Annotated in this window: 17 protein-coding genes; 7 read left to right on the forward strand and 10 right to left on the reverse strand. The window is 68.0% G+C overall.

Annotated elements, in window-relative coordinates:
• Positions 1 to 642, reverse strand: coding sequence for an NAD(P)H-binding protein (locus tag AB0M45_RS06220; RefSeq protein ID WP_364323492.1), 642 nt, complete (start codon positions 640 to 642; stop codon positions 1 to 3).
• 110 nt (positions 643 to 752) lie between these two features.
• On the opposite strand from AB0M45_RS06220, the gene AB0M45_RS06225 reads away from it, so the two are divergent.
• Entirely contained in the window at positions 753 to 1,250 is a 498-nt protein-coding gene (locus AB0M45_RS06225; protein ID WP_364323494.1) for a MarR family transcriptional regulator, read from the forward strand.
• 5 nt (positions 1,251 to 1,255) lie between these two features.
• On the opposite strand, the gene AB0M45_RS06230 is transcribed toward AB0M45_RS06225, so the two are convergent.
• The 4 genes from AB0M45_RS06230 to AB0M45_RS06245 form a co-directional block, all read right to left on the reverse strand.
• On the reverse strand, positions 1,256 to 1,867 hold the full coding sequence (locus AB0M45_RS06230; RefSeq protein ID WP_364323496.1) for a Uma2 family endonuclease: 612 nt from the start codon (positions 1,865 to 1,867) through the stop codon (positions 1,256 to 1,258).
• A gap of 132 nt (positions 1,868 to 1,999) precedes the next feature.
• Positions 2,000 to 3,049: a methylmalonyl Co-A mutase-associated GTPase MeaB gene (meaB, locus tag AB0M45_RS06235; protein WP_364323498.1), complete on the reverse strand. Its 1,050-nt coding sequence runs from the start codon at positions 3,047 to 3,049 to the stop codon at positions 2,000 to 2,002.
• Positions 3,046 to 5,325 carry a methylmalonyl-CoA mutase gene (scpA, locus tag AB0M45_RS06240; RefSeq protein ID WP_364323500.1) on the reverse strand — a complete coding sequence of 760 codons (2,280 nt, stop codon included), beginning with the start codon at positions 5,323 to 5,325 and terminating at the stop codon, positions 3,046 to 3,048. The genes meaB and scpA overlap by 4 nt, the downstream gene beginning before the upstream one ends.
• On the reverse strand, positions 5,325 to 7,181 hold the full coding sequence (locus AB0M45_RS06245) for a methylmalonyl-CoA mutase family protein (protein ID WP_364323502.1): 1,857 nt from the start codon (positions 7,179 to 7,181) through the stop codon (positions 5,325 to 5,327). Before AB0M45_RS06245 ends, scpA begins: the two co-directional genes overlap by 1 nt.
• Positions 7,182 to 7,439: 258 nt before the next feature.
• On the opposite strand from AB0M45_RS06245, the gene AB0M45_RS06250 reads away from it, so the two are divergent.
• Positions 7,440 to 8,117 (forward strand): TVP38/TMEM64 family protein, encoded by a 678-nt coding sequence (locus AB0M45_RS06250; protein WP_364323669.1) that lies wholly within the window; start codon positions 7,440 to 7,442, stop codon positions 8,115 to 8,117.
• A gap of 5 nt (positions 8,118 to 8,122) precedes the next feature.
• Here AB0M45_RS06250 and AB0M45_RS06255 read toward each other — a convergent pair whose 3' ends face one another.
• The 3 genes from AB0M45_RS06255 to AB0M45_RS06265 form a co-directional block, all read right to left on the reverse strand.
• Entirely contained in the window at positions 8,123 to 9,025 is a 903-nt protein-coding gene (locus tag AB0M45_RS06255; RefSeq protein ID WP_364323671.1) for a trypsin-like peptidase domain-containing protein, read from the reverse strand.
• A gap of 571 nt (positions 9,026 to 9,596) precedes the next feature.
• Positions 9,597 to 9,968 (reverse strand): nuclear transport factor 2 family protein, encoded by a 372-nt coding sequence (locus tag AB0M45_RS06260; protein WP_364323504.1) that lies wholly within the window; start codon positions 9,966 to 9,968, stop codon positions 9,597 to 9,599.
• Positions 9,969 to 10,105: 137 nt separating this feature from the next.
• A complete protein-coding gene (locus AB0M45_RS06265) occupies positions 10,106 to 11,029 on the reverse strand; it encodes a CorA family divalent cation transporter (protein ID WP_364323506.1) in 924 nt (307 codons plus the stop codon).
• A gap of 738 nt (positions 11,030 to 11,767) precedes the next feature.
• Between AB0M45_RS06265 and AB0M45_RS06270 the strand changes: the two genes are divergently transcribed.
• The 3 genes from AB0M45_RS06270 to AB0M45_RS06280 all read left to right on the forward strand — a co-directional run bounded on the left by AB0M45_RS06270 (position 11,768) and on the right by AB0M45_RS06280 (position 14,762).
• Positions 11,768 to 13,330 (forward strand): phosphatase PAP2 family protein, encoded by a 1,563-nt coding sequence (locus AB0M45_RS06270; RefSeq protein WP_364323508.1) that lies wholly within the window; start codon positions 11,768 to 11,770, stop codon positions 13,328 to 13,330.
• Positions 13,331 to 13,503: 173 nt separating this feature from the next.
• Positions 13,504 to 13,650, forward strand: coding sequence for a DUF1059 domain-containing protein (locus tag AB0M45_RS06275; RefSeq protein WP_364323510.1), 147 nt, complete (start codon positions 13,504 to 13,506; stop codon positions 13,648 to 13,650).
• Positions 13,651 to 13,874: 224 nt separating this feature from the next.
• Positions 13,875 to 14,762 (forward strand): DUF2268 domain-containing putative Zn-dependent protease, encoded by an 888-nt coding sequence (locus AB0M45_RS06280; RefSeq protein WP_364323512.1) that lies wholly within the window; start codon positions 13,875 to 13,877, stop codon positions 14,760 to 14,762.
• A gap of 102 nt (positions 14,763 to 14,864) precedes the next feature.
• Here AB0M45_RS06280 and AB0M45_RS06285 read toward each other — a convergent pair whose 3' ends face one another.
• Positions 14,865 to 15,587: a hypothetical protein gene (locus AB0M45_RS06285; protein WP_364323514.1), complete on the reverse strand. Its 723-nt coding sequence runs from the start codon at positions 15,585 to 15,587 to the stop codon at positions 14,865 to 14,867.
• A gap of 135 nt (positions 15,588 to 15,722) precedes the next feature.
• Here AB0M45_RS06285 and AB0M45_RS06290 point away from each other — a divergent pair, with 135 nt between their 5' ends.
• Positions 15,723 to 16,121: a VOC family protein gene (locus AB0M45_RS06290; protein ID WP_364323516.1), complete on the forward strand. Its 399-nt coding sequence runs from the start codon at positions 15,723 to 15,725 to the stop codon at positions 16,119 to 16,121.
• Positions 16,121 to 16,489, forward strand: a complete 369-nt coding sequence (locus AB0M45_RS06295) for a VOC family protein (RefSeq protein ID WP_364323518.1) — start codon at positions 16,121 to 16,123, stop codon at positions 16,487 to 16,489. Before AB0M45_RS06290 ends, AB0M45_RS06295 begins: the two co-directional genes overlap by 1 nt.
• Before the next feature lie 99 nt (positions 16,490 to 16,588).
• Here AB0M45_RS06295 and AB0M45_RS06300 read toward each other — a convergent pair whose 3' ends face one another.
• The gene (locus AB0M45_RS06300) at positions 16,589 to 17,566 is read right to left on the reverse strand and encodes an NAD(P)-dependent alcohol dehydrogenase (RefSeq protein WP_364323520.1); all 978 of its coding nucleotides are present in this window, start codon (positions 17,564 to 17,566) and stop codon (positions 16,589 to 16,591) included.
• Positions 17,567 to 17,607 lie beyond the last annotated feature (41 nt).

The following is a 17,607-nucleotide window of genomic DNA, read 5'->3' on the forward strand; positions in this document are numbered from 1 at the left end:
TCAGGCTGCGACTACCGTGAACCGGGTGCGCCGGTGGGCGGGCCGTTCCGCCTCGTCGAGGAGCGCGACCGCGAAGTCCTCCATGGAGATCGCGGACAGGCCATCCGCACGCGCCAGCAATTCGTCTGCACCCAGACGGTAGGTCCCGGTCCGCTCGCCGGGCACCAGCTCGGCGGGCGGGCTCAGGTAGGTCCAGTCCGCGGCGGTATCGGCCCGGCACAGCGCGAGCTGATCGGCGCAGGCCTGGGCGATACCGCGCAGTTCCGCGGGGAAGTCCGGCGTTTCGTGCAGAGTCACATCACCCGCTCCGGGCACGGCCAGGGTGGCTGCTCCCCCGACGACGAGCAGCCGGGCGCCCGTGCGGGCCAGCCCGGCGAGCAGCACCGAGGTGACCACGGGCAGTTCGTGCTCGCGGCCGAGGGCGGGCCGCGTAGCCGTGATGACCAGATCCTGTCCGGCACTGAGGGAGACCACGTCGTCGAGACTCGACGCGTCACCCCGGCGGATCAGCGCCCCGGCGGGCACGGTGGTCGCACGAGCCGGATCACGAACCACGGCGGTGACCTCATGGTCGCGGGCCAACGCCTCGGCCACCACCCGGCGCCCCACGTCACCTGCCGCGCCGAACACCGTAATACGCATGATTCGCACCCCTTCGGACCGAATTACTTAGCTCTAAGGAACATAGCTTAGCGCTGAACAATCGCCGCTATGAGATAACTCACCGCTGAGCTATTGGTTAGAGTGCGGTGGTGACCGATCATGTCGACCAGGTGCTCGCTCAGTGGCGGGTGCAGCGCCCTGACCTGGACGTCGCACCCATGGCCGTGCTGGGACGCCTGACCAGGCTGTCCCAGCTGACGTGGGCCGAACTGCGCAAAACGTTCGCCGCGCACGGCCTGGACGCCGCGTCCTTCGATGTGCTGGCCACTCTGCGCCGCAGCGACCCCCCGCACTGCCTGACTCCGACCGAGCTGATGCGTGCCGCCATGGTCACCTCCGGCGCCATCACCCAGCGACTGGATCGACTCGAAGAGCGCGGCCTGGTGCGCCGCTCGCGCAGCGAGTTCGACGGCCGCGGAATCCGCGTCACCCTCACCGCCGCGGGCCAGGAACTCATCGACGCGGCTCTACCCGATCACGTGGCGACCGAGCGGCGTCTGCTCGAACCACTCAGCACCGAGCAACGCGAGCAGCTGGCGATCACGTTGCGGCTGCTGCTGGAATCACTGGGCGATCGATCCGAGTAGCCGGTTCAGAATTCGAGTTCAGCCCAGGGGATATCGATCGGGAATGGGAAGTTGTACTGGACGCCGTTCGAGTGGCCGGGTGTCCATTCGCCGACGACGAGGTAGTTGGCCGCCCGGAGCGGATGTACGCCCTCAGGGAGATGTGCATGCCCGGTCTCGAGTGCATAGGCACGGACGATGGCGATGGCACTGGCTTCGCGGGCCAGGGTGACCTCCCAGTACCAAGGGATTCCGGCGCTCGCGTAGCGGCCTTTCTTCGCCTCGATATCGTTCTGAGTATTGGATGGGGAAAGGACTTCACCAACCAATACGACATCGCCTGCGCGTACATCCTGATATGGGGATTCGAGGCAGCGGTGCACGAGGAAGTCCGGCGTTACGAAGTCGGATTTCCCGCTCCGCCCGAGGAAGACGTTCGTCTCGAGGTTGGCACGCCAGCAGCGGTCCGCATCAGCCGACATGTCCTGGCGTGCGCAGCGTTCCAGCGCTGCCCACATCCGGGCTGTGAATATCTGATGCTCGCCGGGACCTCCGCGGACCCAGACCACCCGCCCGTTCCATAACTCGATCTGCCCCGCGATCTCCTCCGGGAGTCGCTCCAATTCCTCCCAGGTCATGTGCTCCGGGAGGTCCGGCCGGTCGGCGCGCGGAAGGGACATGCAGCAATGGTAGATGACCTCCGTGGCCACCGGAGCACCCCGAATATGGCCGAATAACAGCAGGTGGATCCGCTTCCCGTGAGACCGCGATCAGCGGCCGTCGAAGGCTCGCAGTAGTTCCTCGGCGGCGAGAGCCGCGGTCAGTGTCCCGTCGCGGACCTGCTTCTCCACCTGCGCCCGAAGGGCTTTCACCTCCGGGTTGTCCGCGAGCCTGCGCAGTAATTGATCGTGCACCATGGTCCAGGTCCAATCGACCTGTTGGCGGCGGCGCTTCTCGTCGAACTCCCCGGCTTCGGTGAGCACGCGGCGATGCTCGAGCACCGTGTCCCAGAACCGGTCCAGGCCGATCCCGTGCAACCCGCTCATGGTCAGCACCGGCGGACGCCACAGCGCGTCGTGCGGGTGGATCAGGCGCAGTGCCCCCGCGAGTTCCCTGGCGGCGGCTTTGGCCTCGACCTCGTGCTTGCCGTCGGCCTTGTTCACCGCGACTACGTCCGCGAGTTCGAGCACACCCTTCTTGATGCCCTGCAGCTGGTCACCGGTCCTGGCCAGGGTGAGGAAGCAGAATACGTCGACCATGTTCGCGACGGTGACCTCGGACTGGCCGACGCCGACGGTCTCGACCAGGATCACGTCGTAGCCTGCGGCCTCGAGCAGCACGATGGTCTCGCGGGTCGCCTTGGCGACGCCGCCGAGCGTGCCCGCGGTGGGCGAGGGACGGATGTAGGCGTTGCGTTCCACCGACAGCCGCGCCATCCGGGTCTTGTCGCCCAGAATGGAGCCGCCGGTCCTGGTCGAGGACGGATCCACGGCGAGCACGGCGACCCGGTGCCCTTTGCCGATCAGGTACATGCCGAGCGCGTCGATGAAGGTGGATTTGCCCACCCCGGGAACGCCGGTGATGCCGACTCGGTTCGAGACCGGCGGCCGCTCGGACTCCCCCGCTCCGGGCGTCACCTTCAGCAGCAGTTGTTGCGCCAGCACTCGGTGATCGGCCCTGGTGGACTCCACCAACGTGATCGCCCGCGCCAGGGCGGCCCGCTCATTGGCACGGACCGCCGCGGCGAGCGCGTCGACATCGACCGTCCGGCCCGCGGCCGCCTTCGCGGTGTCCCGCGCCGCTGAACCCGCTTCGTTCATTCCGTGGCGGCGGAATCCGCGGCGCCGCTACCGAGTTCGTGACCGAGTTCGGCGCCGAGCTTCTTCAGCAGGTCGATCGCCGCGTCGGCGATCACGGTGCCGGGCGGGAAGATCGCCGCGGCTCCGGCCTGGTAGAGCTCGTCGAAGTCACCGGGCGGGATGACGCCGCCGACGATGACCATGATGTCGGGGCGCCCGGCATCGGCCAGTGCCTGCCGCAGGGCGGGCACCAGCGTGAGGTGGCCCGCCGCCAGCGACGACACCCCGACGACGTGCACGTCGTTGTCGGCCGCCTGCTGCGCCACCTCTTCCGGGGTCTGGAACAGCGGGCCCACGTCGACGTCGAAGCCGAGGTCGGCGAAGGCCGTGGCGATCACCTTCTGTCCCCGGTCGTGGCCGTCCTGGCCCATCTTCGCGACGAGGATGCGCGGCCTGCGCCCTTCGGCCTCGGCGAATTCCTCGACCAGCTCGCTCGCCTTGGTGATGTTGGTGACCTTTCCTGCCTCGTCGCGGTACACACCGGAGAGGGTACGGATCTCGGCCTGATGGCGGCCGTACACCTGCTCGAGCGCGTCGGAGATCTCGCCGACGGTGGCTTTGGCTCGCGCCGCGTCGATGGCCAGCGCGAGCAGGTTGTTCGCCATGCCGCCCTCCGAAGAGGCCGCGGCACGGGTCAATTCGGCCAGCGCTCGCCGCACCGCGTCGGGGTCCCGCTCGGCGCGCAGCCGCTGGAGCTTCTCGATCTGCTCGGCGCGCACCCGGGAGTTGTCGACCTTGAGGACCTCGACCTCGTGATCCTCTTCGACCTGATACTTGTTGACGCCGATCACCGGCTGCTGCCCGGTGTCGATGCGCGCCTGGGTGCGCGCGGCGGCCTCCTCGATGCGCAGTTTCGGGATGCCCTCGCCGATCGCCTGCGCCATGCCGCCGTGCGCCTCGACTTCAGCGATGTGCGCCCGCGCCCGGTTGGCCAGCTGGTGGGTGAGCCACTCGACGTAGTACGAACCACCCCACGGGTCGATCGGGCGGGTTGTGCCCGACTCCTGCTGGATGAGCAGCTGGGTGTTGCGGGCGATGCGGGCGGAGAAGTCCGTCGGCAGCGCCAGCGCCTCGTCGAGCGCGTTTGTGTGCAGCGACTGGGTGTGGCCCTGGGTGGCGGCCATCGCCTCGATGCAGGTGCGGGCGACGTTGTTGTAGGCGTCCTGGGCGGTGAGCGACCAGCCGGAGGTCTGCGAATGGGTGCGCAGCGACAGCGATTTCGCGCTCTTCGGGTTGAACTTCGCGACCAGCTCGCTCCACAGCAGGCGCCCGGCGCGCAGCTTCGCGACCTCCATGAAGAAATTCATGCCGATGGCCCAGAAGAACGACAGCCGCGGCGCGAACTTGTCGACCTCCATGCCCGCGTCGATACCGGCGCGGATGTACTCCACGCCGTCGGCCAGGGTGTAGGCCAGCTCCAGGTCGGCGGTCGCGCCCGCCTCCTGGATGTGGTAGCCGGAGATGGAGATCGAGTTGAACTTCGGCATCTTCGCGCTGGTGTAGGCGAAGATGTCGGAGATGATCCGCATCGAGGGCTTCGGCGGATAGATGTAGGTGTTGCGGACCATGAACTCCTTCAGAATGTCGTTCTGAATGGTTCCGGCCAGCTGCTCGGGTGCGACGCCCTGTTCCTCGGCGGCGACGACGTACAGCGCCAGGATCGGCAGCACCGCGCCGTTCATCGTCATCGAGACGCTGACCTGGTCCAGCGGGATGTGGTCGAACAGCTGGCGCATGTCCAGGATCGAGTCGATGGCCACGCCCGCCATACCGACGTCACCCTGCACGCGCGGGTGGTCGGAGTCGTAGCCACGGTGCGTCGCCAAGTCGAAGGCCACCGACAGACCCTTCTGACCGGCCTGCAGGTTGCGCCGGTAGAAGGCGTTGGAGTCCGCGGCGGTGGAGAAGCCCGCGTACTGGCGGATGGTCCACGGCTGGTTGACGTACATCGTGGGGTAGGGCCCGCGCAGGAACGGCGCGACGCCGGGCACGCTGTCGAGCGGATAACCTTCGGCCGCAATGGCATCCCGATCGGCCTTGGCGAACACCGGCGGCACGTCGATGCCTTCGGGCGTCGACCACACCAGCTGCTCGGGGGCGTACCGGTTGGCCGCCGCGGCAGCCCGCACGTAGGCCGCCACCTGCGCCGCGTCGACCGCGGCCGGCTCCGGCGCGCGCTCGGCCAGCGGCACATCGGCGAAACTGCCGATCACGTGCTTGATCTCACGGGTAGTCATCAGGCTCCCACCTTCTCCAGCAGGCCGGACAGCGCGGCGACCGCGTCGATGCGCGCGGCGAGGAATCCGTCCGGACGCCGCGCGTCGTCCAAGTCGGCGACGGCATTCGCCGCACCGGCCAGCAGCACGGTGGGCACGCCCGCGGCGCGCAACTGCTCCACCGCCGCACCGGCCTCGGACCCGTACCGCGCATCCGAGCCGCACAGCACCGCGATGGGCGCACCGGATTCGGTTGCCGCCGCGGCGATTGCGCTCACCTCGAGCGGGCCGGGATTGATCGACTCGATTCCGCCCGAAGCCAGAAGGTTCGCGACGAAGGTGACCCGGACGTTGTGCTCGGCGACCGAACCGAGCGGCACCAGCAGCGCTTTCGGCCGCGTGCCGTGCTCGGCCAGGTAGGCGTCGGACCGGTCGCGCAACTGCTCGAACGCGGCGCCGTAGCGGGCGACCCGGCCTGGCTGCCGTGCCGCCTCCGACAGCGGACGCTCGGCCAGGTTCGGGAATTCGTTCACGCCGGTGACGGCGGTTTTGCGGTGCGCGACATCGGTGTCGCGGGCGGTCTTGGTCGCGGCGATCCGCTCGGCGAGCAGACCGGACTCCAGCGCGGCCGGGTAGCCACCCGCCGCCTCGATCTCCTGCAGGAACTCCCACGCCTTCGCCGCCAGCGCGGCGGTGAGGTCCTCGACGTACCAGGAGCCCGCGCCGGGGTCGAGCACGTGGCCCAGATGCGATTCCTCGAGCAGCAGCAGTTGGGTGTTGCGCGCCATGCGGTCGGCGAACGACTTCGAGACGCCGAGTTCGCCGGGCGGCAGCGCGGAGTCGAACGGCAGCACGGTGACGGTGTCGGCGCCGCCGACGCCCGCCCCGAACGCGGCGAGCGTGGTGCGCAACATGTTCACCCAGGGATCACGCCGGCTCATCATGGCGGCCGAGGTGACCGCGTGCTGCGGTGCGCCGCCGCAATCCGGTGCACCGCACACCTGCGCGACCCGCGCCCAGAGTTGCCTGGCGGCGCGGAACTTCGCGATGGTGGCGAACTGGTCATCGGTGGCCGCGAAGCGGAATTCCAGCTGACCGAGCGCGTCGGCGAGATCCAGGCCCTCGGTGAGCGCCCGGAGGTAGGCCAGTCCGGCCGCGACGGCCGCGCCCAGCTCCTGGGCGTCCGAGGCGCCCGCGTCGTGGAAGACGGTGCCGTCCACGGTGATCGCGCGCACCGTCTCCGACCGCCCCGCCGCCCGCCCGGCAAGTGCGACGGCCTCCGCCGGACCGATGTCGGCGAGACCGGCGAAGCCGCTGGTCAGCGGCGCGGCGCCGAGCGCGACCTGGATGTCCTCGCGCGCGGGTGCCGCATAGCCGTCGAGTACGGCGAACACCTGCTCCGCCGCGTCGGCGACGGCGCCGCCCGCGTTCAGGGTGAGCGGAGCCAGCTCGAACAGCAGTCCGGCCAATGCCGTCGGCAGGTCGGCCACCGGTACGCCGCGTTCGCCGACCGCAAGCCAGATCGCGCTTATCCCGTTCTCCAGCCCGGCCAGGATCTCCCGGTTGGCCGCCGCGGCATCACGTTCACCGACCTGCGCGCTGACGAACCATCCACGGTGCACGTCCCGGGTGGCGTCGCGCCCGCGGACGAACGGGAAGCTTCCCGGCAACGGTTGCTCGGACAACTCGTCGCGCCGGGTGTAGAGCGGGGCGATGGTCAGCCCGTCATAGGTGGTCTCATCGAGCAGCCGCTCGGGCTCCTCGGGAAGGTCGGTGACATCGACCCGGCGAGCCTTCGCCAGCACCCCGGCCACACCCTTGCGCCACGCGGCGAACTCGGGCACCGGATCCGCCCCAGAATCTGAAGCAATCGGCATAGCTTGCTGTACCTCTTCCTCGACACGAGCGCACCGGCAGTGTGCACCCGAACCCGCGTATTCGCCCAGCTCAGCGACTACTTCGGTTAACGAGCATTCGTCCCGCTTCTCCTGATGCTAGCGGGCGGATTCCCGGCCGGTTGACCCTGCCCGCCACTACCAACCGGTAACCTGTCGCCGGTGACCGAGCGCAGCGAGGGAACCATCAAACACAGCACGAACCGGCACGGCGCAGCCGAGCGCCAGCGAGGCGGAGTCGTGACGAGGCTGATCCGTGACCCGCGTATCGTCGCGCTGATCCTCGGCGCGGCCGCGTTGTCCGGCGCGGCGCTGCTGGTTCCGCTGCCGGGTCCACGCCAGATCCAAGAGTGGGCGGCCTCGGTCGGCCCGGCCTTCCCGCTCCTGTTCTTCCTGGTCCATGCGCTCGTGACGGTGGCGCCGATCCCCCGCACCGTGTTCACCGTGAGCGCGGGACTGCTGTTCGGTCCGCTACTGGGTATCACGCTCGCGGTGAGCGCAACGACCGTCAGTGCCGCGCTAGCGATCCTGCTCGTGCGCAGGCTGGACCGCGCTCGAGTCGCCGCCCGGCTCACCCATCCCGCGGTGCGCGCCATCGATGACCGGCTGGCACGCCGGGGCTGGCTGGCCGTCGGCTCGCTGCGGCTCATCGCGGCGGTGCCGTTCTCGGTGATCAACTACTGCTGCGGGTTGTCCTCGATCCGGTTCTGGCCGTATCTGGTCGCCACGCTGCTGGGCGTGCTGCCCGGCACGATCGGCACGGTCATCCTCGGCGACGCGCTCACCGGGACAACGCATCCGGCGATGCTGGTGCTGTCCGGTGCCTGTCTCGCGATCGGCCTCGCCGGGCTGCTCGCCGACGCACGGTGGAAGACCGCGCCGGTGGCGTCCACCGAGCCCGTGCCGGTCCCGGACTAGAGCGCTCAGTCCGCGGCGAGTTCCACCGGAACCGCAATCACATCCACCATGGCGCCGTTACGCAGGACCGTCACCGGCAGCTGTGCGCCGATCGCCTCCGCGAACAGCTGCCGCTGGATGCCTTGTGCGTCATGCACGTGCGAGCGCGCGACGCTGAGCACGAGATCGCCGCGGCGCAGTCCGGCCTGGTCGGCGGGACCGCCGCGGATCACCTCGACGATGCGCACCCCGGCGGCCTGGCCGGTGCGTTCGGCGACCGGCTCGGGCAGCGGCGCAGGCACGCCGACCAGTCCGAGGTAGGCGCGCCGGACCCGTCCCTCGCGATGCAGTGTGTCGATGATCCGGCGCGTCGTCGCATTGATCGGAATGGCAAGACCAAGGCCGATTCCGGCCACCGCGGTGTTGATCCCGACTACCCGGCCCGCCGAATCCGACAGCGCGCCACCGGAATTGCCGGGGTTGAGCGCGGCGTCGGTCTGGATGACGTCCTCGATCACCCGTCCGGCGCGGCGGGAGGCGACCGGAACCGCGCGTCCGAGCGCGCTCACCACGCCGGCGGTGACCGAACCGGCCAGGCCGAGCGGACTGCCGACCGCCACCACCAGCTGGCCGACCACCAAGTGATCGGCGTCCCCGAGCGTCACCGCATCCGGCGCGCCGCCGCGTGCGCGCAACACGGCCAGGTCCGACAGCGGATCGATACCGCTCACCTCGAACCGGGACTCCACCCCGTCGGCGAAAACGACCTCACCCGAGCGGACCGATCCGATGACGTGCGCATTGGTCAGCAGGAACCCGTCGTCGGTGAACACCACCGCCGAGCCACTCCCCCGCCTGGTCCGTACGCTGGCCACGTGCGGCGTCACCGACGCCGCCACCGCGATCACCGTGCGGGAGTAGGCATCCATTGCGGCGTTGTCCACGCCGACCACCACCCTGTTTGCCGGAATTGCACCACTGTGTCCAGCATGCCCCTGGGACGCCCGCGGCGCACCGTGTTCGCCATAGGCGCAACCAGGCCTCGGCGTCCCGCGCGAGTCGCCGGGGCGTCCACGGATTCGAGCTCGACGGCCGGATCACCCCCTGCGTCGTTTCGCCATCCGGATGGGGCGTTCGGCGCGATCGTGGTCTTCCGCCAGATGTGCAGCGGCACGTGGGAAGTCGGGCCTATGACTGAATAGTTGTGCAATCCAGCGGCGGGCCTACGGCGACCAATTCCGCATCCGGGCTGTCGGCGCACGGGCCGGCGCTGGCCAGCTTTCGACGCAAGCGCGGTTGGGCAGTGCCGGTGCCAGTGCACACCAGTCGGGCGACGCCGCTACCAGTACACGCGGAAGCCAAGTGAGTGGCGGCGGTATCAGCGCGCGAGTCGGGCACTGATATCGGCCACACCCGGGATAGACGCCGGTGCCTGCAAAGACATGCGCACGCTCGCCCGGGGCCGGTGCGATGACCGGCCCCGCCCATGGCCACGGGACGTTACGCCGACGGCAGCCTGTCGAGGAACCCGTGCACGCTCGTGATCCGGTCGTCCGCGGCGAGGGTGATCACGTCCGAGCCCGCGACCGGTGCCCTGCCGTCTGCGAGCGAGACCAGTTCCCACGAGAAACGTGCGACGTCGTGGTGGCCGTCGACCGGACCGAGGAGACGGAACTCGAAGCCGGGGAACTGCGTTTGCACTCCCCCGATGGCCGCCGCCAGCTGGGCGTGCCCGCCGACGTCCGCGAGCGGGTCGGTGTACGTGCCGTCCTCGGTCCAGGCGGCGGCGACCGCCTTCACCCTGATTTCCTCGTCGGTGGCATTCCACGCGGCGAAGTACCGATCGACCGCTTCCTGGTAGCGCGACATCATGAATCCTCCTGTGCCGTACTGGTTTTCGTAATCCGATCCGGGTCTATCCGATCGGCTGACTCCTACCATTCCGTGCGCCGGTCGCCGCGTCGATTACGCCCGAGGTAATGGTTGCCGGATACCGGTGCCGCTACGACTCAGCGCAGCCAGCCTTTCTTCCTGATGTAGGCCAGCGGGAGCACCGCGGCCAGCAGGGTCATCGGAGTGGCGGCCAGGAACCCGTACTGCCACTGCACTTCGGGCATCCACGTGTAGAGGGTGGCGATCAGCGTGGGCGGCAGGAAGATCGCGACGATGGTGGTGAGAACCGTGACGATCCGGTTCTGCCGCACCGCCGACCAAGTCAGCACGGAGTGCTGGAGATAGCGGACTGTGTCGTGCTGGATGCCCGCGTGCTGTTTCACGCCGTCGATGTCCGCGAGGAGGACGTTGCTCAGCCCGTCCAGCTCGCGATGCCCCGGCGGGGTGTCGGCGGCCAGGTGGCGTGCGGCGCGGGCCAGTTGCAGCTGGGTCTCCTTGATACGGGAGACGATCTGTTCGGCCGCGTCCATCCGCGACATCGCGCGGCGCAGGTCGATCACGCGGCCGCGCTCGTCGTGGCCGCCCGTCGCCGTCTCGATCTCGTCGCGCACCTGGGCCAAGGTTTCGCTCGTGGTACGGATCACCCGCTCCGAGGTCTCGTTCAGCGCCCAGAGCAGCGCGTACATCACCCCCTGCGCGGATCCGGTGAGCGCCGGGTTGCGGCGCATCTTCGCGACCGCCTTGTCGAACGGGAGGAAATGCTCGGACGGTTGCAGCGTCACGAGGAACTCACTACCGAGCGCGAAGACGATCGTCTCGCGTTCGATGGTCTCACCGCGCTGATAGTTGGCGACCACCGGGAAATAGAGAAAGTCGTCGGTCTCCCGAACCCGGTCGCGGGCGGCGGCGAAGTCGACGCCGAGCCGCTCCCGGAGCACAGCAGCGGTGTCGGTGTCCTCTTTCGCGAGGGGAATCCAATGCTGCTGGAGCACTTCGGTATCGAAGTGGTCAGCGGTCACGGCGTCGAGAAAAGTGGTCATCGGCCGCTACCCCGAGAAAGTCGAGCCCGAGGAGAAGCCGATCAGCCCCTGCGGACACGCGCAGCGGATCGACCGGAGCGACCGATCCGGTGCGCGATATAACGTCTCGGCTTTCTCGAGCAATATGGCCATAGCGAGGGCTCCAATACCTACTATCGTTCGGGGTGAGCGCACCCCTTCCCCAAGGGATGGGCGCGCATAGACCGGCCGCGCCGAGCACCGCCGGTCGCGCCGCACGGACGACCAGTGCAGGGCTCGCCGCCCCACGTCCACGAGGGACGACCGTGGAATTCCGTACCGCGCCGAACGATCAGGCCGGAACCGCCCGGCCACCGATCGTACGCACAGATCAACGACGCACCGGCACAACCAGTTCCGCGACGACGGCACGGCGGTAGACATCGATACTGTCATCCGGCATCTGCCGCTCACCTCGTTCCGTCGGTCGATCGACGCACGAATTGCGCCATCCATCATTAGAAACCCCCGACCGGGGTACGTCAATCAGTTGACCAAGTATTCGACAGCGCGCCACTCGCCGGAAATCTTCCGGCGTTGGGCCGCTGAACAACCTGAGCGACAACAATTTTCGACGGACCACCGGCGCGGCGATCGGACACCGTCCCGCGACGTCACTGTGCTCTGCACAGCCTGACGCAAGCCGCGCGTCGGATCGTGCCGAACGCCTGCGCCGCCTGGTTTGCGAACAGTCGAGCGGTGATCGGTAATCTCGGGCGCGTGAGTAGCTGGGTGCGCCGGAAGTTCCATGGAGTCGGGCGATTCGATCGGGCGGTCGGCGGCGCGGTCGCCGAGTTGCCCGCCTCGGCGGTCGACCACGGTCTGTTGCGGCTGACCAACAGCGCTGATTTCAGTGGCCTGTGGCTGATCTTCGCGGCGGTGCTGGCCACCCGCAAGGGCGCGACGCGGCGGGCGGCGCTGCGCGGTGTCGTCTCTGTCGCGGGCGCGAGTCTCACCGTCAACGCCGGGCTCAAGACCCTCATCGCGCGGCGTCGGCCGGCCGCCGAGCTGCTGCCCGGGTACCGGCGATTGTCCCCTGCTCCGACGTCCTCGTCCTTCCCCTCGGGGCACGCCGCCTGCGCGGCGGCGTTCGCCACGGCCGTCGCGCTGGAAAGTCCGCGCACCGCACTGGTGGTCGCCCCGCTGGCCGCCGCTGTCGCCTACTCCCGGGTGCACACCGGCGTGCACTGGAGCTCTGATGTGCTCGTCGGGGCGGCCGTCGGTTCCGGTGTCGCCCTGGCCACCCAGCGCTGGTGGCCGGTGCGCGAATCCGATGAGGCACAGGCGCGCCCGGCCCGCGAGGCACCCACACTCGTGGAAGGCAAAGGGCTCGTGGTGATGGTGAATCCGGTGTCCGGCGCCCCGAATTACGATCCCACTGCCGATGTCATCGCGGCTCTGCCCGCCGCCACCGTACTGCGCACCGAACGCGATCTCGACTGTGCCGACCAACTCGAACAGGCCATCGCCGAGCACGTCGAGCCGGTCCTGGCCGTCGGCGTCGCCGGTGGCGACGGCACGGTGGCCGCCGTAGCCGCGGTCGCGCTGCGCCACCAATTGCCACTGGTTGTCATACCCACCGGCACGCTCAACCACTTCGCCCGCGACCTCGGCGTCTACGACCTGCGCGAGGTGATCGACGCCACTGGTGTCGGCGAAGCGGTCACGGTCGATATCGCCAGCGTCGAATACGACGACGAGACCGGGCCGCGCACCCGATATCTGATCAACACCGCAAGCCTGGGCACCTACCCGGACCTGGTGCAGCTGCGGGAGAAATGGCAGCCGCGCTGGGGCAAATGGCCCGCCTTCGCCGCCGCGCTCGTGGTCACCCTGCGCCGAGCCGAACCGATCGAGATCTACCTCGACGGACGCTGGCAGCGGGTGTGGTTCCTGTTCGTCGGCAACGGCCCCTACCACCCGCACGGCGCCGTACCGGCCTTCCGCGACCGGCTCGACGCCGGACTGCTCGACCTACGCTGGCTGCGCGCCGACCTGCGCTGGTCGCGCTCCCGTGCCGTGCTGGCGCTCCTGCTGGCCGCGATCGGCCACAGCAAGGTCTACGGCGAGCGCCAACTCCCCGAACTGTATGTGCACCTACCCACTCCGGAGGCGCTGGCCACCGATGGCGAGGTGATCGGCAAAGCCACCCGCCTGCACTTCACCATCGCGGGCCAGCTCGCGGTCTATCGCCGCGACGAATCCAATCCCCTCTGGGCCGACCGGGACCGCCCCCACCATCGCCGGTCCCCGTGGCTCCGCGATCTATTCCGCACCCGCTGACCTGCCGCTTCTTCGCACGGGGACACGTCATTATCCCTGGCGCCACAACGCGGCCTCAGCACTCTCCTGGATGCGCTGGTCGACCGGGCATTCCGTGCCTCGAGCCGATGCCGAGTGCGGGTCGGTTGGGTGTCCGAATTGTCTAGGCTTCAGCGCCAGTGGAAGATGATTTCATGAAGACCAAGCTCAGCTGCCCCTGCGGCGAATACATCACCGGCACCGACGAGGACGACCTCGTCGAGAAGACGAAAGCCCACCTCGCCGCGAACCACCCCGGCCACGACTACACACGGGACGAAATCCTCTTCATCGCCTACTGAGGCCGAACCCCCGATCGATTCTCCGGGAACGTTTCACGACCGTGTGATCGACGTGCCGGTTCGGCTCGACGACCTCGTGCGCCGAGAGATTCGGTGGCGCACGAGGTAACGCATTGCCGAAACCGCCACTGGCTTCCGCCGAGAAGAGGGTGCCGATCCGCCGGTTCGGTAGACCACTTATTCGGTTGACCTCGACCGTGGGTCAGTGTTTAGTGTCGGCGGTCATGACGATCACCGTTCTCGATACCTACTCGGCTATGCGGCAAATCCTGCGGGCTTCGGCCGCGGACCGTGTTGCCATGCTGCACTCGATGCTCGAGCCCGTCAGCGGCATGTACCGCTACTTCCCAGGGGACGTCGACCTGGTCGAAATGCACCGGGCAGCATCCGGATTCCCCCTCGACCGCGACGAGGACCGTTGTCTCGACGCACTCGAGACGCTGGCGGCGGCCAGGGCCTGGGAACGAATGCAGCACGCTCTGGACGACGCGCTCGCCGTGCAGTCGCCGGCGACGCCTGGACTTCAGGTCCCGGACATCACCGTGCTGTTCGTGCTCGGCGACCCCGGCGACGCCCACTTCATGGGTCCCAGCCTCGGCATCACCGGGAATGGCGGAATCTCGGGCTACATCGTCATCACGTTGTGGCCCTACCCCGAGAACGTGGAGCGGCTGGAGGCCACCGCCGTCCACGAGCTCAACCACAACCTGCGCTACAGCCCGGGCGGAGTCGTGTGGAATCCGATGACCGTCACGGTCGGCGAGCACGTGGTCTCGGAAGGCCTGGCCGACGCATTCGCCCGCCAGCTCTACGGCGACCAACTCGGCTACGCCCGAATCGGCGTGCCACACCTGCGCGAAGAGGCGGTCTTCGCCAAGGTGGTGTCGGGACTCGGCGTGACCGGCATGCAGAACTTCACGGCCTGGGTGCACGGCGACGCCACCGCGGAACGCTTCGGCGTTGCCCCGGTCGGCTTGCCCACCGGCGCCGGATACGCCGTCGGCAACAGGCTGGTCGACGCCTACCTGACAGCGACAGGACAGACCGCGGCACAGGCTCTGCACGCCGATAGCTCGGAGATCATCGCTACCACGCTCCACCGCCGGGGCTGAGAGCTACTCGACTGGTTCCACTTGAACGCAGGCCGATCTCGGTCCGCCTCGGATAGAGCGTTCGTCGAGTGCGTTCGCAGGACGGTCCGGGCTCACCGGCCGTCACGCGTGGTCCAGCTCGTCCCGCAAGGACGGCACCGGCACCATTCCACGGCTGCCGTACCGCTGCCAGGAAAGCCGGTGCAGGCGGTCCCACCGGTCTTCGATCCAGTCCCAGATGAGGTCGGCTACCCATGCGGGATCGGCTACTTCGGTCGTGTACAGCCGATCCGGTGATCCATCGGCGAATTGCACTGTGTAAGTGGGTGTCTCGCAGTCGGGGTCGAGCGGGGAACCACGGTAGGTCTGGACGAACCTGGCGGGATCGTCGCGTCTGCCGACGATCAGGAATGGCGTCGAGGCCAGCTGGTGCAGCCGGGGTACCCAGTCGTGCAGCTCTTCGAGGACCACGGAGGAACGTTTGTGCACGCCGCCGATGTCCACCTCGACCAGGTGGCGCTCACCCAGGAAGGTCAGCTGGTCGTTGTCGGCGTCGTACAGCGCCGCGTCCGGCCGGATCACGTCCTTGACGATCTCGAGTAATCCGGCGACCACATGATCCGGCATCCACACCTGGACGGTATCGCCAGTGACGGCCCATCGCACCAGATGATCCGGCCGCCGTTTGCCGGCAACCGCCTTGTTCCACCCCTCGAGCGCTGCGTTCAAGGAGAGGACATGGTCGTCCTCGGTGGCCGGGCGAGAGCGCTGAGCTAGAAGGTAGTGCCGAACTTCGTCAGGACGCCGTATCGCATCGGCTGGCAGCGCGACAAACTCTCGGGTCACCGGATCCAGTCTAACGAATTCCGCTGCGCTCCAAGCCGTCGTGTGCCGCCTACTGCGATGATGCGGTATGACTGAAAAAACCATCGGCACGCTGCCGCACCGATGAGTTTGCCGCCCTCGTGTCGTCTTACCGGTATGACTACATCCACAATCGGCAGTCTGTTGTTGTCCAGCACCAACCCGACGCGCCTGCGTGACTGGTATGCGACGGCATTCGCGCTGAAGGTCGATCGCACGCCTGGCGAGCCCGGCTACGACGTCCTGGACTTCGGCGGCTGCTACGTACTGATCGACAGCCGCGACGACGTCGGGGACATCAACCCCGAGCCGGGTCGGGTGATCCTGAACGTCGACGTGGAGGACGCCCGCGGGGTAGTCGATAGGATCGATGATCTGGGCGGCCGGTGGCTGGCCGAACTCGAAGACCGCGACGGCAGCCTGTTCGCGACCGCGATCGATCCGGATGGAAACTACGTTCAACTCATTCAACTGAGCCCGCAGCATCGGGCCGCGATGACCGAGAGGACAGAGTGATGCTTGCCGACAGTAACGCGTTCAGTGGGTTCTCGGTGGACGACATCGAGGCAGCCGGGAAGTTCTACGCCGAGACATTGGGCGTACGGGTCTCCGAGGAAAACGGGATGCTCAACCTTCATCTCGGCGGCGGAGGCACGGTCCTGGTGTACCCGAAATCAGACCACACCCCCGCGACATTCACGATATTGAACTTTCCGGTGCCCGACATCGAGGCGGCCGTCGACGAGCTCGTGCGCCGCGATGTGCGTTTCGAACGCTATGACTTCGCCGAGCAGGACGAGAAAGGCATCCACCGCGGAGGCGGTCCCCTGATCGCCTGGTTCACCGACCCCGCGGGCAATGTCATGTCCGTTCTACAGCAGTAACGCCTCGGACCGATTGGGCTACGCGACCCGTTCGCATTGAGCTGCGACGGGCCACGTAGCCCCCGATACACACCTGTACCGCCTTGCCGTGGGCGGGACTTACACCGTGACAACTACCTTGCCGCTGGCGTGGCCCGCTTCTTGGTACTCGATTGCCGCTGGGATCTCGTCGAAGGGATAGCACCGGTCGATCACCGGGGTCACCTTGCCTGCCTCGATCAACTCGGTCAGCGTCACCAGGTCTTGTTGCTTGCCGTGGTGCACCGTGTCCGCCAGTACCGCTCGCCGACCGAGCAACGGCGCTGTCAGCAGAACGCCGAACGCGTGCCAGGCCGGTTGTAGCCAACGTCCGGCCGGTCCGCCGACGACGACGAAAGTCCCCTTGGGCGCCAATGCCTTTCGGCACGCCGCGAGGGAACGGCCTCCGGCGATGTCGAGCAAGAGATCGTACTGTCGCTCCTGCCGCGTGAAATCCTCGCTGCGGTAGTCGACGACATCGTCGGCGCCGATCGAGCGGACCAGATCGATGTTGCGCTTGCCGCACACGCCGACGACGTGCGCGCCGAACGCGCGCGCGATCTGCACGGCGAAGGTGCCGACACCGCCCGACGCCCCGTTGACGAGAACCCGCTGTCCGGGTTCGACCTTGTCCCGCAGGGCGAGCAGCGCTGTAATCGCCGCCATCGGAACGGCGGCAGCCTCTTCGTAGGACAGACTGTCCGGCTTGGCCGCCAGCATGTCTTCGCGAACGGTCACGTACTCGGCGAAACCGCCGTGCGAGAGCAATGCGAAGACGTCGTCGCCGGGCCGGAATCGCGACACGCCGACGCCGACCGCCTCGACGGTTCCCGCCATATCGCAGCCCAGCACGCGGTAGCGCGGATGACGCAGCCCGAGGCCGCCCGGCATCGAGCGGGCGATTCGCGGCTCGCCCGTGAGGTGGTGCCAATCGTAGGGATTGATGGACGTGGCCCGCACCCTGACCAGGACTTCGTCGGCGGCGGGCGCAGGCCGATCGATCTCCTGAAGCTGCCCGAGTTCGGACGAACCATATGGACACGTGACAAAGGCCTGCATGCGATATCTCCAGTCTTACCTTGTAAGTCTTACTTCGTAAG

Origin of the sequence: Nocardia sp. NPDC051787 (genome assembly GCF_040681325.1) — a bacterium.
Taxonomy (GTDB): domain Bacteria; phylum Actinomycetota; class Actinomycetes; order Mycobacteriales; family Mycobacteriaceae; genus Nocardia.

Excerpts from the sequence above, each read along its gene's own strand:
- AB0M45_RS06260 (WP_364323504.1), bottom strand. The coding sequence starts at position 9,968 with ATGATGTCGCGCTACCAGGAAGCGGTCGATCGGTACTTCGCCGCGTGG.
- AB0M45_RS06290 (WP_364323516.1), top strand. The coding sequence starts at position 15,723 with ATGACTACATCCACAATCGGCAGTCTGTTGTTGTCCAGCACCAACCCG.
- meaB (WP_364323498.1), bottom strand. The coding sequence starts at position 3,049 with ATGAACGAAGCGGGTTCAGCGGCGCGGGACACCGCGAAGGCGGCCGCG.
- AB0M45_RS06265 (WP_364323506.1), bottom strand. The coding sequence starts at position 11,029 with ATGACCACTTTTCTCGACGCCGTGACCGCTGACCACTTCGATACCGAA.
- AB0M45_RS06245 (WP_364323502.1), bottom strand. The coding sequence starts at position 7,181 with ATGCCGATTGCTTCAGATTCTGGGGCGGATCCGGTGCCCGAGTTCGCC.
- AB0M45_RS06300 (WP_364323520.1), bottom strand. The coding sequence starts at position 17,566 with ATGCAGGCCTTTGTCACGTGTCCATATGGTTCGTCCGAACTCGGGCAG.
- AB0M45_RS06230 (WP_364323496.1), bottom strand. The coding sequence starts at position 1,867 with ATGACCTGGGAGGAATTGGAGCGACTCCCGGAGGAGATCGCGGGGCAG.
- AB0M45_RS06220 (WP_364323492.1), bottom strand. The coding sequence starts at position 642 with ATGCGTATTACGGTGTTCGGCGCGGCAGGTGACGTGGGGCGCCGGGTG.
- AB0M45_RS06275 (WP_364323510.1), top strand. The coding sequence starts at position 13,504 with ATGAAGACCAAGCTCAGCTGCCCCTGCGGCGAATACATCACCGGCACC.
- AB0M45_RS06255 (WP_364323671.1), bottom strand. The coding sequence starts at position 9,025 with ATGGATGCCTACTCCCGCACGGTGATCGCGGTGGCGGCGTCGGTGACG.
- scpA (WP_364323500.1), bottom strand. The coding sequence starts at position 5,325 with ATGACTACCCGTGAGATCAAGCACGTGATCGGCAGTTTCGCCGATGTG.
- AB0M45_RS06280 (WP_364323512.1), top strand. The coding sequence starts at position 13,875 with ATGACGATCACCGTTCTCGATACCTACTCGGCTATGCGGCAAATCCTG.
- AB0M45_RS06295 (WP_364323518.1), top strand. The coding sequence starts at position 16,121 with ATGCTTGCCGACAGTAACGCGTTCAGTGGGTTCTCGGTGGACGACATC.